Genomic DNA, 15294 nt, shown 5'->3' with positions numbered 1-15294 from the left:
TTTTAACGACAGGTGAGTGATCTAACACACACTCCTTGATAAATTCGCCAATCTAAAGCAGCGAATTTGAACGATTTTCCGCCATAGTTGCCGCTGCGACACGAAGTTTCGGCGCCAGTGGCGCGATGCTTGCAAAACCACCCCCTTGCCTGCTCAAATCCGGGAATGAACAAACGACTCTTCAAAGCGATAGACGCCCGTGTTGATGACCTGGTCGCACTGACCGCCGACCTGATCCGCTTCCCGACCATCAACCCGCCTGGCGAAGCCTATCGCCCCTGCGCCGAATATATCGGTGCGCGCCTAGGCAGGCTTGGCTTCGAAACCGAATTCATCCGCGCCGAAGGCACGCCCGGCGACACCGACCGCTATCCCCGCGTCAATGTCGTCGCCCGCTTCGACGGCCGCTCGCCTGGAGCCTGTGTCCATTTCAACTCGCACATCGATGTGGTCGAAGCCGGCGAAGGCTGGAGCGTCGATCCCTTTGCCGGGGTGGTGAAGGACGGCAAGGTCTACGGCCGCGGCGCCTGCGACATGAAAGGGGGCATGGCCGCCTCGATCATCGCGGCGGAAGCCTTCATGGAGGTATTCCCCGACTTTCCCGGCGCCATCGAAATTTCGGGCACGGTCGATGAGGAGTCCGGCGGCTTCGGCGGCGTCGCCCATCTGGCGAAGCTTGGCTATTTCTCGAAACCCAAGGTCGACCACGTCATCATCCCGGAGCCGCTGAACAAGGACCGCATCTGTCTTGGCCATCGCGGCGTCTGGTGGGCGGAGATCGAGACCAAGGGCGAGATCGCGCATGGCTCGATGCCGTTCCTCGGCGACAATGCGGTGCGCCACATGGGCGCCGTGCTGCAGGCCTTCGAGGATGACCTGTTTCCGGCGCTCGACCGCAAGGTGACGCGCATGCCTGTCGTGCCCGAAGGCGCAAAGCGCTCGACCATGAACATCAACTCGATCCATGGCGGCCAGACCGAGGATTTCCGCCCCGGCCTGCCCTCGCCCAACGTGCCCGACGCCTGCCGGCTGACCATCGACCGCCGCTTCCTGCTCGAGGAGGACCTTGCCACGGTCAAGAGCGAGGTGACCGATATCCTCGACCGGCTGAAGCGCGAGCGCAAAAAGTTCGACTACGAGATTCGCGACCTGATGGAGGTGCTGCCGCTGATGACCGAGCGCGACGCGCCGGTGGTCAAGGCGGTGGCGCAAGGCATCATGGCGATCTTCGACCGCGAGCCGGAATATGTCATTTCACCAGGCACTTACGACCAGAAGCACATCGCCCGCATCGGCCACATCTATGATTGCATCGCCTATGGCCCGGGCGTTTTGGACCTCGCCCACCGGTCCGACGAATGGGTCGGCATCTCTGATATGGTGGAGTCGGCCAAGGTGATGGCGATCGGGCTGAATGTGCTGCTCAGGGGCACGGCCGCGGACTGAACCATCGGCTTCGCTGAAAAAACATTCCTCCCCGCGCCGCTGCAGAGCACGAAACGCAATTTACTCCACCTCGAAATCACGCTTCTATCGCACCAGGGTTCGAGCATTTGGGAGTTGCACGATGAAATTGTGGAAAACCATTCTTGCCGCCGCAGTGCTGGCACTGGCCGGCAGTCAGGCATTTGCCGCACGCACCGACCTGGTGATCGGCATTACGCTCGAGCCGCCACATCTCGATCCGACCGCCGGTGCTGCCGCGGCGATCGACGAAGTGCTCTACGCCAACGTCTTCGAGGGCCTGACCCGCATCGGCCCGAATGGCGAAGTGCTGCCCGACCTTGCCGAGAGCTGGGCCATTTCCGACGACGGCAAGGTCTACACCTTCAAGCTGCGCACCGGCGTCAAATTCCATGACGGCAGCGATTTCGACGCCGGCGACGTGAAGTTCTCGCTCGACCGCGCCCGTGCCGACAATTCCGTAAACGCGCAAAAGGCCCTGTTCGCCGCCATCGATACGGTCGAAGTCGTCGATCCGGCAACGGTCAAGGTGACGCTGAAGAACCCGCAGGGGTCGTTCCTCTACAATCTGGGCTGGGGCGACGCGGTGATTGTGGCGCCCGAGAGCGCCGACACCAACAAGGAAAAGCCTATCGGCACCGGCCCGTTCAAATTCCAGAGCTGGGCCAAGGGCTCGTCGATCACGCTGGTCAAATCCGACAACTACTGGGGCGCCCCGGTGTTCCTCGACAAAGCCGAGTTCCGCATCGTTCCCGACGCCGCCGCCGCCGTGCCGGCGCTGCTCTCGGGCGACATCCAGGCTTTCCCTTTCTTCGATCCCGACAGCGTCGCGCAGGTCAAGGACGATCCGCGCTTCAAGGTGGTGATCGGCTCGACCGAGGGCGAGACCATTTTGGCGATCAACAACAAGAAGCCGCCTTTCGACAAGCTCGAGGTGCGGCAGGCGATTGCCTTCGCGCTCGACCGCAAGGCGATCATCGACGGCGCCTCGGCCGGCCTCGGCGTGCCGATCGGCTCGCACATGTCGCCCGCCAGCAAAGCCTATGTCGACCTCACCGGCCTCTATCCGCACAATGTCGACAAGGCCAAGGAGCTGCTGAAGCAGGCCGGCCTGGAGAACGGCTTCAAGGCGATGCTGAAACTGCCGCCGCCTTCCTATGCGCGGCTTGGCGGCGAGATCATCGCTTCGCAGCTGCGCGATGTCGGCATCGACCTGGAAATCATTCCGGTCGAATGGGCGCAGTGGCTGGACCAGGTGTTCACCAAGAAGGATTACGACCTGACCATCGTCTCCCACACCGAGCCCAACGACATCGATATCTACTCGCGCAAGGACTACTACTTCAACTACGACAACCCCGCCTTCGACAAGATCATCGCCGAGCTGAACCTCACCTCCGACGACGCCAAGCGCAACACGCTGCTCGGCGAAGCACAGAAGATCCTGGCCGACGACGCCGTGGTCGGCTTCCTCTATGAACTGCCGAAGGTCGGCGTCTGGGACGCCAAGCTGCAGGGCCTGTGGGAGAATGCGCCGATCCAGGCGAATGATCTGACCAAGGTGAAGTGGACGGATTGAGGCGGCGGGCCAAAGGGCGGCGTTTGCGCTCCGTCACACCCCCCTCTGCCCTGCCGGGCATCTCCCCCGCAAGGGGGGAGATCGGGCTCTCATCTCCGCTTTCGCCTATCGCGAACGTTGAACGCTGGTCGACGACACAGAACCTGCTGATCTCCCCCCTTGCGGGGGGTGAGGAGTGGTCCGCGCAGCGGACGGAAAGCCAACTGCTTGGCTTTCCGAACAACGAACGCCCGAAGCGACAGCGAAGGGCCGGGTCCGGCAGGACAGAGGGGGGTGGGGGGAACTCGACTTTCAAGGCGCAGCCGCACCGGGCGCCCCTCCACCATGACCGCCTACCTCCTCAAACGCCTCGCCATCGCCATCGCAACCTTGATCCTGGCCTCGATGGTCGTCTTCGCCGTGCTAGAAATCCTGCCCGGCGATCCGGCGCGGCTGATGCTTGGCCTCAACGCCAGCGCCGAGCAGGTCGAACTCCTGCGCAACCAGATGGGCCTCAACGCGCCGCTTCTCCTGCGCTACCTCCACTGGGTCGGCGGTCTGCTCAGCCTCGATTTCGGCCGCTCCTACACTTATTCAGTGCCGGTCATCGACCTTGTCCGCGAGCGCATGGCGGTTTCCCTGCCGCTGGCGCTGATCGCGCTGGCGCTGTCCACCATCATTGCCATCCCGGTCGGGCTCTATTCCGCCAGCCGGCGCGGGCGGGCCGGCGATACGATCGCCATGGGCGCCGCCCAGCTCGGCGTTGCCATCCCGAACTTCTGGTTCGCGCTGATGCTGATCTACCTCTTTGCCGTCTGGCTGCGGCTGGTGCCGGCCGGCGGCTTTCCCGGCTGGAGCGCCGGCGCCTGGCCGGCGCTGAAATCGCTGCTGCTGCCGGCCATCGCCCTCGCTCTGCCGCAGGCGGCGATCCTGGCGCGCGTTGCCCGCTCGGCGCTGATCGAGGTGCTGAACGAGGACTATATCCGCACCGCCCGCGCCAAGGGCCTGCCTTACCGCGCCGTGCTATGGCGGCACGCGCTGCGCAACGCGATGATCCCGGTTCTGACCATTCTGGGCCTGCAATTCGCCTTCCTGCTCGCCGGCACCATCATCATCGAGAACGTCTTTTATCTCCCCGGCCTCGGACGGCTGGTGTTCCAGGCGATCACTCAGCGCGACCTGATCGTGGTGGAAAGCATCGTCATGCTGCTGGTCGTCGCCGTCATTGCGGTCAACCTCGTCGTCGACGTCTCCTACGCCATCGTCGATCCGCGCCTTCGAGGCCGGCAATGACGCTGCACATCGACATCCCGCAGGAGACGTTGGGCAGCATTCTGGCCAAGGCCTTCCGCAACCGCTCCTTCCTCATCGGCTTCGCCATCACGGTGCTGGTGGCTGCAATAGCGGTCATCTCCTACGTCTGGACGCCCTACGACGTGACCAAACTGGTGATCTCGGACAAGACGCTGGCGCCCTCTGCGGCGCACTGGTTCGGCACCGATCATTTCGGCCGCGACATCCTGTCGATGATCATGGTCGGCGCCCGCAACTCGATTGCCGTGGCGCTGGTCGCGGTCGGCATCGGCATGGGCGTCGGCGTGCCGCTCGGCGCCTTCGCCGCGGCGCGCGGCGGGTTGGTCGACGAGGCGCTGATGCGGCTGACCGACCTCGTCTTCGCCTTCCCGGCGCTGCTGTCGGCGATCATGATCACCGCCATCTTCGGACCGGGCGCAATCAACGCCATCATCGCCATCGGCATCTTCAACATCCCGGTGTTTGCGCGCGTCGCCCGCGCCGGCGCGCTGGCGATCTGGCCGCGCGAATTCATCCTCGCCGCCCGCGCCGCCGGCAAGAGCAAAGCGCAGATTACAACCGAGCACGTGCTGCCCAACATCGCCACGCTGCTTCTGGTGCAAGGCACCATCCAGTTCGCGCTTGGCATTTTGGCCGAAGCCGGCCTCTCCTATGTCGGCCTCGGCGCCCAGCCGCCAATGCCGAGCTGGGGCCGCATGCTGTTCGACGCTCAGACGCGCATGGTGGTGGCGCCTTGGATGGCCATCTTCCCCGGCATGGCCATCGTCGTCACGGTGCTTGGGCTCAATCTGCTCGGCGACGGCATCGCCGACATACTCGACCCGAAATCGCGGCGGCAGCGATGAGCCTGCTGCAGATGGAGAACCTGTCGCTGGCCATCGGCGACACGCCGATCCTGAAAGGGGTCGACCTCTCCGTCGCGCCCGGCGAGGTGATGGGGCTGGTCGGCGAATCCGGCTCGGGCAAATCGATGACGGCGCTGACCATCATGCAGCTTCTGCCGCATGCTGCGCGCGCCACCGGCCGCGTGACCTTCGACGGCATCGATATTCTGGCCGCAACCGAGGACCAGATGTGCGCGCTGCGCGGCGACGACATCGGCATGGTGTTCCAGGAGCCGATGACGGCGCTCAACCCCGTCAAGACCATCGGCGAGCAGGTCGCCGAAGGCATACGCTGGCACACTAGGGCAAGCCGTGCCGACGCCGAAGACCGCGCGCGCAAAATGCTCGACCGCGTCGGCCTGCCCGAGGCCAAATTCCCGCTGTCGCGCTATCCGCACGAATTGTCGGGCGGCCAGCGCCAGCGCGTCGTCATCGCCATTGCCTGCGCATTGAAACCCAAGCTGCTCATCGCCGACGAGCCGACCACGGCGCTCGACGTGGTGCTGCAGGCGCAGATCCTCGACCTCTTGCGCGGCCTTGTCAGCGAAAACCGCATGGGCCTGCTTCTGATCTCGCACGATCTCGCCGTCGTCACCGAAATGGCCGACCGCATCACCATCCTGCGTCATGGCGAGGTGATGGAAGCCGGCGACACCGCACGCACGCTATCGGAACAGCTGCATCCCTACACGCGCCAGCTGGCGCTGGCCTCCATGCACGTGCCCGCGCGCGCCAAGGTTCACGCCACCGGCCAGGGCAAACCGCTGCTTGAGGTCGAAGGCGTGACACGGGACTATCCGGGCCGGCGCACCTCCCTGTTCAAGTCAGCGGCTCCAATCCGCGCCGTCGACGACGTGTCCTTGTCGCTGGCGCCGGGCCAATCGGTGGCGCTGGTCGGCCGCTCCGGCTGCGGCAAGTCAACGCTTGCCCGCATGATCCTGGCGCTCGACAAATCGACATCGGGAACGATCCGCTTTCGCGGCGAGACCATCACCGGCAAAAGCGAGGCGGAGCTCAAAGCCGCGCGGCGCGACATGCAGGTGGTGTTCCAGGATCCCTACGGCTCTTTCGACCCGCGCAAGAAGGTCGAGAAACTGGTCGCCGAGCCGCTGCATGTACTGGAAAAGAAGCCGACACCGGCCGAGCGGCGCGAGATGGTGGCGCATGCGCTGCACGAGGTCGGCCTCGGCGTCAGCGACATGGACAAATATCCGCATGAGTTTTCCGGCGGCCAGCGCCAGCGCCTGTCGATCGCCCGCGCCATTATCACCAGGCCGAAGCTGGTCGTCGCCGACGAGCCGGTCTCGGCGCTCGACGTCTCGATCCGCGCCCAGATCCTCGATCTGTTCGCAGAGCTCAACCAGAAGCTCGGCATCGCCTATCTCTTCATCACTCACGATTTGACCGTCGCCCGCGCCATCACCGATGAGGTGCTGGTCATGCATGACGGCAGGATCGTCGAGCGCGGCAAGACCGGCGACGTGCTCGATCATCCGCAGTCGGAGGCGGCCAGGGCGCTGGTCGCGGCTGCGCCCGATCTGCATCGGGCGATCGCTCACCGTATGCAGGAACAGGGGTGAGTGACCGGTTCGCGCAGCGAATTCATCGTGCCAGTGGCACGATGAAAGGTCACGAACGCTGGGACGCTGCGAAGCAGCGGGGACCCGGCCGGGCGGCCGTTGCCCCTGGTCTGCCTCACTCCTCCGGCTTCACCACATCGACCGGGCTGATGTCGAGCAAATCGAGCGTGCGGCGCAACAGCCGCACTTCGCTCTCTGCCAGTTTGGAATCGGCTTTGGCGATCTCCGCCATGTGGAGCGCCAGCAACTTGCGCCGTTCGACATCGAGATCGCGGAACAGCGCAATGGCTTGCGAACCGTTGGTCTCGTAGCCGAAATCATTGAGATATTCGATGACCGCGTCGATGCTGGTTTCCGGGATGCCGAAGGCGTCCTTGCAGATGCGCCGGAAGGCGACCATCTCGCTCTCCGAAACCGAGCCGTCGGCCAGGATCATGCGAAACAGCATCAAGAGTTCCGCCGACAGCACCGGGTCGTCGGCAACCTTGCGCACGCCGGGGTCACCATCGAAGATCGAGCGTATCTGGTCGAGCAATGCCATCGCCAACAGTATCCCTTTTCCGAGTCCGCCCAGTGCACATGACCCAAAATTGCCCAGCGGTATTGGGATAATGACATGCACCACAGGAAATCCAAGCGCAACGCGCTTGGATGGACGTAGCGCGGAATCGGCCTTGCGCAAACCAGATGGCCATGAGAAGGCGCGGCATCACCTTTCCCGCCGGAATGTTCAGAAATCCCGATGCTCGACCTCGCTACCCACACCGTCATCATGCTTGCCTTCGCCGCCTTTGCAGCCGGCTTTGTCGATTCGATAGCCGGCGGCGGCGGGCTGATCACCATCCCGGCCCTGCTGCTTGCCGGATTCCCGCCGGTCGCAGCACTTGGAACCAACAAGCTGCAGGGCATTTTCGGCACCGCTTCGGCGACCATCCACTATGCCAGGAATGGCCATGTCGATCTGCGTCGACAGCTGCCATCGGCGCTTCTGGCCCTTACCGGCAGTGCCGTCGGCGCCTTGCTGGCGGCATTCGTGCCAGGTGATCTCCTGCGGGCGCTGCTGCCGCTGCTTTTGATCGCCATCGCGATCTACTTCGCCGTGAAACCCAACATGAACGATGTCGACCGCGCCGAGCGCCTGTCGCCCTTCCTGTTCGGGCTGATCATCGCCCCTTTGGTCGGCTTCTATGACGGGCTGTTCGGGCCGGGAGCCGGCTCCTTCTATATGCTGGCCTTCGTCAGCCTTGCCGGCTTCGGCGTGCTCAAGGCGACGGCACACACCAAGCTGCTCAATTTCGCCTCCAACATTGGCGGCTTCATCGTCTTTGCCATCGCCGGCGTCGTCTACTGGAAGATCGGGCTGATGATGGGCGTCGCCCAGTTCCTCGGCGCCCGGCTCGGCGCCAGCCTTGCCATCCGCATCGGCGCCCGGCTGATCAAGCCGCTGCTGGTGATCATCTGCCTGGCGCTGGCGGTGAAGCTGCTGGCCGACCCGGCGAACCCATTGCGCCAGCTGATTGGTGTATAAGCCTCACGCCTGATAGGATGCCGTTGTACGAATCATGTTGGAGGGACCACACATGAATCTTAGTGCACCCACTCAGCTTGTTTTCATCATATCCCTAGTCATCGCCATCATCGGCGTGCTCGCCGCGCTTGGCGTTCTTGCGTTCATTCCTCTGGCTGCGGTGTGGATTGTCCTCATCGCATACATTGTGCTTGCCGCCGCCTGCCTGATGCGCGGCGCCTAGGCACCCGAGACTTCTGCAATTCGAAGCGCCCGGTCAAAAGCCGGGCGCTTTTGCTTTGGATGCATGGTCCGTTAGGCTCTTCCGCGCGGAAGGATGACCATGTCCGGCGAGACGGAGCGCCACGATCAACAGCACCGCCCGGTAGCCGACCGGTTCGAGATGGTGCGGCGCGCGCCGGGCCTGCGGCTGCAGAACGCGGTCACCGACATTTGTGGCTATCGCGAAACGGCGCCCGGCCATTTTCGCAATGTCGAATACGCCTCGCTCACCGTCCCGCTGGTGATCAGTTTCGCAGAATCCTTCGCCATCGGCCTTGGTCCTTCAGCGCCGCGTCGAAGGTCGGCGAAAGCGCCCGAACTTCGACATCCACGGAGTGGAAACGAAGCGGAAGCGCAGACCCGAGGATGACGAAACGATGGGCGGCCCTACCTCGCTAACCCAAAAATCGCATCGCAATCGAGATGGCGCTCCAGTTCGGTTGCGATCTCGTCCAGAGCGTTTTCCACCTCCGCCCGATAGTCGACGCCGCCGCCTTTCACGCCGAGGCTTTCCAGGAATCTCGCTCGGAAAGCGTCGGCGGAAAACAGGCCGTGCAGATAGGTGCCAAAAACCTTGCCATCGGCGGAAATGGCACCGTCGTCGATGCCGTTGATCACAGCCGACGGCCGCGCCATGTCCGGCCCGGTGGTACGGCCGAGATGGATTTCGTAGCCCTCGAGCGCCAGGCCGAACGGCACTGAGCGGGCGCTGACATTGCGCACCGTCTTTTCCGGCTCCATCACCGTCTCGATGTCGAGCAGACCAAGACCTTCCGCCTCGGTGACGCTGCCCTCGATGCGATCGGGATCGCGCACCAGGCGGCCGAGCATCTGGAAGCCGCCGCAAATGCCGACGATATGGCCGCCGCGTTTGCGGTGCGCGAGGAGATCGCGATCCCAGCCATTCTCGCGGAACTTCATGAGATCGCCGATCGTCGATTTGGAACCGGGAATGACCACCAGGCCGGCATCCTCCGGCAAGCGCTGCCCCGGCGGCACAAACACCACTTCGACCTGCGGTTCGGCCTTGAGCGGGTCGAGGTCGTCGAAATTGGCGATGCGGCCAAGCATCGGCACGGCGACCTTCAACGCCCGCTTCTCGCCCGATGCCAGGCGTTCGAGCACGACCGAATCCTCCGAAGGCAATCGCGCCGCCGCCTTCAGCCACGGCACGACGCCAAAGCAGCGCCAGCCGGTGAAGCTTTCGATCGACCGGATGCCGTCGTCGAACAGCGAGACATCGCCGCGGAACTTATTGATGAGGTAGCCGACGATCATGCGCCTGTCTCCCTCCGGCAGGATCAGATGCGTGCCGGCGACCGAAGCGATGACGCCACCGCGGTCGATGTCGCCGACCAGGATGACCGGCACGTCGGCGCGCGTGGCAAAGCCCATATTGGCGATGTCGCGGCTGCGCAGGTTGATTTCGGCCGGCGATCCGGCGCCCTCGACGACGACCAGATCGGCGCCCTCACCGACCTTCGTCCAGGACTCCAGCACGGCGTCCATCAGCCCCGCTTTCATTGTCTGGTAGTCGCGCGCTCGCGCCTCGCCGAACACCTTGCCCTGCACGATCACCTGCGAACCGATGTCGCTCTGGGGTTTGAGCAGCACCGGATTCATATGCACGGTCGGCTGAACACCACACGCCAGCGCTTGCAGCCATTGCCCACGGCCAATCTCGCCGCCGCCGGGGCGGTCGTCGCCCGGAATGTCGGCGACGGCGGCATTGTTCGACATGTTCTGCGGCTTGAACGGCCTGACTTTCAGCCCGCGATTCCTGGCCGCGCGGCAGAGCCCCGCCACCAGCACCGTCTTGCCGACATCCGAACCCGTGCCTTGCAGCATGATCGCCTTGGCCATGCTCAGCCCCTGCCCTGCGCGCCGGAAACGGTCGATTTCTGCGCCAGCGGCCCGCCGCGCCAGATGTAGAGCGCCAGCAACGCTTCGCTGCCGGTGCGCATGGCATGGCTGACATTGGAGGCGTGATGGATAATTTCGCCCGCCTGGCGGGTGTGAAAGCCGCCTTCGCCCATGCGCCACTCGGTGCCGCCGGTCAGCGGAATGTAGATCTCCTCGGCAATGTGATGATGGTCGGGATAGGTGATGCCGGGCCCCAGGATCAGCAATCCGGCCGCGACCTCTTCATTGGCGAAATGGCCGCGCGTGCCAAACACCTCCAGCCAGCCGTATTTCTGCAAGAACGCTTCACCAAAATCGCTCGCGTTGTAGGTCTGCCCCCAGCACAGATCGTCACGACGCTCCGCCAGCAGTTGCACCAGAGGCTGCGGGTCCGGCGGCGCCAGTTCGACAATGCGGTCGAGCAGACCAAGGCAAGGCAGCGGATGCGCTTCGAGCACGCGCGCCGTCATATTCCAGCCGATCCGGGTCACGGCGTCCCGCACCAGCGCGTTGTCCACGCCCCGGAGATAGGCATGGAAGCGGTCGAGCAATTCGTCGAAATATGTCGGCACGCAATGCTCCCTTGATCCATTCATGCACAGCGGCTGCGCGGCGAGCCGGGTTGCGCGGCGGCATCATTGGTCTAGATTGAGCGGCGCGCAAAGCCAAAAACAACAGGCCAGCAAGCCAACCCCAGCTGGGGAACACAGGGAGCACGCCATGGACGCCGCGGTCGATGCGAGCACCAGCCAGTTCGAGCTCAACGAGGAACAGCGCGCCATCCAGGAGATGGCACAGGCCTTCGCCGCCGATCGCGTTGCGCCCAATGCGCTCGAATGGGACCGGGCAAGACACTTTCCTGCCGATGTAATCCGCGAGACCGGCCCGCTCGGCCTCGGCGGCATCTATGTCAGGGACGATGTCGGCGGCTCGGCGCTCGGCCGGCTCGACGCCGTGCTGATCTTCGAGGCACTGTCGCACGCCGATCCGGCGTTTTCCTCCTTCATCTCGATCCACAATATGGCGGCGTCGATGATCGACCGCTTCGGCGACGACGAGCAGCGCCAACGCTTCCTGCCGAAGCTGACCTCGATGGAATGGCTGGCGAGCTACTGCCTGACCGAGCCGGGTTCAGGCTCGGATGCCGCGGCGCTGAAGACGCGCGCGGTGAAGAACGGCAACGACTATGTGCTTAACGGCGCCAAGCAGTTCATCTCCGGGGCCGGCGACAGCGACCTCTATGTCGTCATGGCGCGCACCGGCGCCGACGGGCCGAAGGGCATTTCCACCTTCGTCGTGCCGAAGGATGCGCCCGGCCTGTCCTTCGGCGCCAACGAGCACAAGATGGGCTGGCACATGCAGTCGACCCGCCAGGTGATCTTCGAGGACTGCAAGGTGCCGGCTGCAAACCTGCTGTCGGGGGAAGGCGCAGGTTTCGGCATCGCCATGGCCGGCCTTGACGGCGGCCGCCTCAACATTGCGGCATGCTCGCTCGGCGGCGCGCAATCGGCGCTCGACAAGGCTTTGGCCTATACGGGCGAACGCAAAGCCTTCGGCTCGAAGATCAACCAGTTCCAGGCGCTGCAGTTCCGGCTGGCCGACATGGAAACCGAACTGCAGGCGGCACGCATTTTCCTCTATGCTGCCGCCTCGAAGCTAGACCGCAAGGCGCCGGACGCCGGCAAATGGTCGGCCATGGCCAAGCGCTTCGTCACCGACATCGGCTTCAACGTCGCCAACGAGGCGCTGCAGCTGCATGGCGGTTACGGCTATCTTCATGATTACGGTATCGAAAAACTGGTGCGCGACCTGCGCGTCCACCAGATCCTCGAAGGCACCAACGAGATCATGCGCGTCATCATCGCGCGGGCGTTGATTGGCCGCTGAAGCCAGCAAGACCAGGAGAGAACAATGACGACGATCGCCTTCATCGGCTTGGGTAATATGGGCAATCCGATGGCTGCCAATCTCGTCAAGGCGGGGCACGCGGTGCACGGCTTTGACCTGATGCCGGAAAACCTCACCGTCGCCCGCGAGCATGGCGTCATTGTCATGGCGAATGCCGTGGCGGCGGTGAAGGACGCCGATGTCGTGATCACCATGCTTCCCGCCGGCAAGCACGTGCTCTCGGTCTACGAGGACATCGCACCCAAGGCCAAACCAGGCGCCCTGTTCATTGATTCCTCGACCATCGATGTCGAGTCGGCCCGCAAGGCGCATGCCGTAGCAAGGAAGCACGGGCTGCATTCGATCGACGCCCCCGTCTCCGGCGGCACCGGCGGTGCTGCTGCGGGAACGCTGACCTTCATGGCCGGCGGCGCCAAGGATGCCTTCGCCAAGGCCGAACCGGTCCTGAAGCCGATGGCAGGCCGCATCGTCCATTGCGGTGACGACGGCGCCGGTCAGGCAGCCAAAATCTGCAACAACATGATGCTCGGCATTTCGATGATCGGCGTCGCAGAGGCCTTCGTGCTGGCCGAAAAGCTCGGCCTCTCGCATCAGGCCCTGTTCGACGTTGCCTCGACTTCGTCGGGCCAGTGCTGGTCGCTGACCACCTATTGCCCGGTGCCGGGTCCCGTGCCGGCCTCACCCGCCAACCGCGACTACAAACCGGGCTTTGCCGCGGCACTCATGCTGAAGGACCTGAAACTGGCGCAGGAGGCGGCCCAAAGCGCCGGCGCGGTGACGCCAATGGGGGCCGAAGCGGCCCAGCTTTATGCGCTGTTCAACGCCCAGGGAAATGGCGGATCGGATTTTTCCGGCATCATAAATTTCCTTCGCGGCAGTTCTCTATAAGTTTCGAATTTGGCAGCGCTTTTCTCGATTTTTATTGCGCGGAAAAATTGCAAATTTAGATTTGCTTAAGCTCTCGATAACCCGGCGGTAACGATGTGCCTATATAACGGATGGCGAGGCGGACATATCGCATCCGCCCGGCGCTCCGGATCAGGTCTCGCGTACCGGAGCCCGTAAGTTTCGCAAGTGTATTGTTGGCGAAATGCCATGCGTATCTGGCAAAGCCGCGTTCCGATGGAGCGCGGTTTTTGCGTTTTGCAGTCCTATACTGTTCGATCTGAATTATATTCCGATTGCAGCGTTCGGAATTGCCTGATGGTCTTCATTGACCAGCACGATCGGTGCGCTGACCCCTTCGACCCTGACGATAAGCAGGCGCACAGTCCGGGCGCCCTGATTGCAAGGCGTCCGGCTGTCGTTCCATCTACTTCTTGCGCAAATCCGCTTGCGCCAGATCCAGCGCTTTGGCGATGCGATCGCAAGCCATGTCGATCGTCGCGCGGGTCCAGATCAGCGGCGGCGACAGGATCATCGTGTCGCCGGTGGCGCGCAGCATCAGGCCTTGCGCGATGGCGTGGTCGCGGACGGTGACGGCGGCACTGCCCGCCGGCAGGAAGCGCTCCTTGGTCGCCTTGTCCTTGACGATCTCGACCGCGCCCATCAGCCCGATCGATCGCACCTCGCCGACCAGTTCGTGGCCGGCAATGCGCTCCTGCAGCGCCTGGGCGAAGTAAGGTCCAGTGTCGTTCCTGACCCTGTCGACCAGGCCTTCTCGCTCCATGATCTCGAGATTCTTCAGCGCCACCGCGCAGGCCACCGGGTGACCCGAATAGGTATAGCCGTGGTAGAATTCGCCGCCCTTTTCGACCAGCGTCGCCGCGATACGGTCGCCGACCAGCAGCGCCGACAGCGGCTGATAGCCCGAGGTCAGTGCCTTGGCCGTGGTGATGGTGTCGGGCTCGATGCCGAAGGTCTGCGCCGCAAACCATTCGCCGGTGCGGCCATAGCCGGTGATGACCTCGTCCAGCATCAAAAGCACATCGTATTTGCGGCAGATGCGCTGCACTTCCGGCCAATAGCTCATCGGCGGTATTTTCACCCCGCCCGCTCCCATCACCGGCTCGCCGATGAAGGCAGCCACCTTGTCGGCGCCGGCCTCCAGAATGGCATCCTCGACCGCCTTGGCCGCGCGCAGGCCGAAATCATGGTCGCTTTCGCCAGGCAGCGCCAACTCATAGGCATAGGGCATCATCACATGGACGATGTTGGGAACCGCCCCGCCGAGCTGCTTGTGCATCAAATCCATGCCGCCGAGCGACGTGCCGGCGACGGTCGAGCCGTGATAGGCCGACTTGCGCGAGATGATGCGGTTCTTCTCCGGTTTGCCTTCCAGCACCCAATAGTGGCGCACGAGCCGCAGCGCCGTGTCGTTGGCCTCCGAGCCGGAGGAGCCGTAAAACACCTGGGCGATGCCCTTGGGCGCCAGCTCGGCCAGCTTCTTCGACAGCAGCACGGGCGTCGGCGTCGAGCATTTGAAGAAGGAATTATAGTAGGGCAATTCCTTCATCTGCGCGTAAGCGGCGTCGGCCAGCTCGTCGCGGCCATAGCCGACATTGACGCACCACAGCCCGGCCATGCCGTCGAGTATTTCGGTGCCGTCGGCATCGTAGATGAACGGGCCGTTGGCGCGGGTGATGATGCGCGAGCCGGTCTCGCGCAATTCCTTGTGGTCGGTGAAGGGATGCAGATGATGCGCGGCGTCAATCTGCTGAAGCTGCTTCAGCGAATAATTCTGGTAAGTCATGGGTTTGCTCTTTCCTCTGGAATCAAACCGGCAAGCTGCCGGGGCGACTTCGTCAGAGGACGGCGGGCGGCGAATAGCCGATGCGGGCGCACAGCCTGAGCAGTTCGGCGCGCAGCGTGCGCGGCGACGGTGTCACCGCGACCCCGAAGGCGCCGGATGTGCTCATGTAGACCATGGCGGCAGTCTATGCCGCCCGAGGCCCG

Annotated in this window: 14 protein-coding genes and 1 pseudogene; 10 read left to right on the top strand and 5 right to left on the bottom strand. The window is 63.7% G+C overall.

Features of this window, described 5'->3' with window-relative positions:
- Positions 1 to 165: 165 nt before the first annotated feature.
- From NL532_RS15170 to NL532_RS15150, 5 genes are all read left to right on the top strand, one after another.
- A complete protein-coding gene (locus NL532_RS15170; protein ID WP_023829380.1) occupies positions 166 to 1446 on the top strand; it encodes an acetylornithine deacetylase/succinyl-diaminopimelate desuccinylase family protein in 1281 nt (426 codons plus the stop codon).
- 121 nt (positions 1447 to 1567) lie between these two features.
- The gene (locus NL532_RS15165) at positions 1568 to 3043 is read left to right on the top strand and encodes an ABC transporter substrate-binding protein (RefSeq protein ID WP_023829381.1); all 1476 of its coding nucleotides are present in this window, start codon (positions 1568 to 1570) and stop codon (positions 3041 to 3043) included.
- Positions 3044 to 3367: 324 nt separating this feature from the next.
- The gene (locus NL532_RS15160; RefSeq protein WP_023710755.1) at positions 3368 to 4315 is read left to right on the top strand and encodes an ABC transporter permease; all 948 of its coding nucleotides are present in this window, start codon (positions 3368 to 3370) and stop codon (positions 4313 to 4315) included.
- Positions 4312 to 5181 (top strand): ABC transporter permease, encoded by an 870-nt coding sequence (locus NL532_RS15155; RefSeq protein ID WP_023706066.1) that lies wholly within the window; start codon positions 4312 to 4314, stop codon positions 5179 to 5181. Before NL532_RS15160 ends, NL532_RS15155 begins: the two co-directional genes overlap by 4 nt.
- On the top strand, positions 5178 to 6800 hold the full coding sequence (locus NL532_RS15150; protein WP_023829382.1) for an ABC transporter ATP-binding protein: 1623 nt from the start codon (positions 5178 to 5180) through the stop codon (positions 6798 to 6800). The genes NL532_RS15155 and NL532_RS15150 overlap by 4 nt, the downstream gene beginning before the upstream one ends.
- A gap of 115 nt (positions 6801 to 6915) precedes the next feature.
- On the opposite strand, the gene NL532_RS15145 is transcribed toward NL532_RS15150, so the two are convergent.
- Positions 6916 to 7347 (bottom strand): TerB family tellurite resistance protein, encoded by a 432-nt coding sequence (locus NL532_RS15145; RefSeq protein ID WP_023688142.1) that lies wholly within the window; start codon positions 7345 to 7347, stop codon positions 6916 to 6918.
- 195 nt (positions 7348 to 7542) lie between these two features.
- Between NL532_RS15145 and NL532_RS15140 the strand changes: the two genes are divergently transcribed.
- From NL532_RS15140 to NL532_RS15130, 3 genes and pseudogenes are all read left to right on the top strand, one after another.
- Complete coding sequence (locus tag NL532_RS15140; RefSeq protein WP_023823063.1) at positions 7543 to 8328, top strand: TSUP family transporter; 786 nt, start codon at positions 7543 to 7545, stop codon at positions 8326 to 8328.
- Positions 8329 to 8380: 52 nt separating this feature from the next.
- Entirely contained in the window at positions 8381 to 8551 is a 171-nt protein-coding gene (locus NL532_RS15135; protein WP_023670429.1) for a hypothetical protein, read from the top strand.
- Positions 8552 to 8650: 99 nt separating this feature from the next.
- Positions 8651 to 8869: pseudogene (locus NL532_RS15130) on the top strand (AraC family transcriptional regulator); the annotation flags it as partial.
- 107 nt (positions 8870 to 8976) lie between these two features.
- On the opposite strand, the gene NL532_RS15125 reads toward NL532_RS15130, so the two are convergent.
- Together NL532_RS15125 and NL532_RS15120 are read right to left on the bottom strand one after the other, a co-directional pair.
- A complete protein-coding gene (locus tag NL532_RS15125; protein ID WP_286488138.1) occupies positions 8977 to 10452 on the bottom strand; it encodes a cobyric acid synthase in 1476 nt (491 codons plus the stop codon).
- Positions 10453 to 10454: 2 nt separating this feature from the next.
- Positions 10455 to 11063 carry a dimethylsulfonioproprionate lyase family protein gene (locus NL532_RS15120; protein ID WP_023670427.1) on the bottom strand — a complete coding sequence of 203 codons (609 nt, stop codon included), beginning with the start codon at positions 11061 to 11063 and terminating at the stop codon, positions 10455 to 10457.
- Between the two features lie 148 nt (positions 11064 to 11211).
- Here NL532_RS15120 and NL532_RS15115 point away from each other — a divergent pair, with 148 nt between their 5' ends.
- Both NL532_RS15115 and mmsB read left to right on the top strand, forming a co-directional pair.
- Complete coding sequence (locus NL532_RS15115; protein ID WP_023829383.1) at positions 11212 to 12378, top strand: isobutyryl-CoA dehydrogenase; 1167 nt, start codon at positions 11212 to 11214, stop codon at positions 12376 to 12378.
- A gap of 24 nt (positions 12379 to 12402) precedes the next feature.
- On the top strand, positions 12403 to 13287 hold the full coding sequence (gene mmsB / locus NL532_RS15110; protein WP_023691030.1) for a 3-hydroxyisobutyrate dehydrogenase: 885 nt from the start codon (positions 12403 to 12405) through the stop codon (positions 13285 to 13287).
- Between the two features lie 424 nt (positions 13288 to 13711).
- On the opposite strand, the gene NL532_RS15105 is transcribed toward mmsB, so the two are convergent.
- Both NL532_RS15105 and NL532_RS15100 read right to left on the bottom strand, forming a co-directional pair.
- On the bottom strand, positions 13712 to 15091 hold the full coding sequence (locus NL532_RS15105; protein ID WP_023691029.1) for an aspartate aminotransferase family protein: 1380 nt from the start codon (positions 15089 to 15091) through the stop codon (positions 13712 to 13714).
- Between the two features lie 52 nt (positions 15092 to 15143).
- Positions 15144 to 15266, bottom strand: coding sequence for a hypothetical protein (locus tag NL532_RS15100; protein WP_023670422.1), 123 nt, complete (start codon positions 15264 to 15266; stop codon positions 15144 to 15146).
- Between the last annotated feature and the right edge of the window lie 28 nt (positions 15267 to 15294).

It is taken from the genome of Mesorhizobium sp. C120A, assembly GCF_030323105.1.
GTDB lineage: Bacteria > Pseudomonadota > Alphaproteobacteria > Rhizobiales > Rhizobiaceae > Mesorhizobium.
Note: the sequence above shows the minus strand (reverse complement) of the source record. Positions and strands in the feature narration are given on the sequence as shown.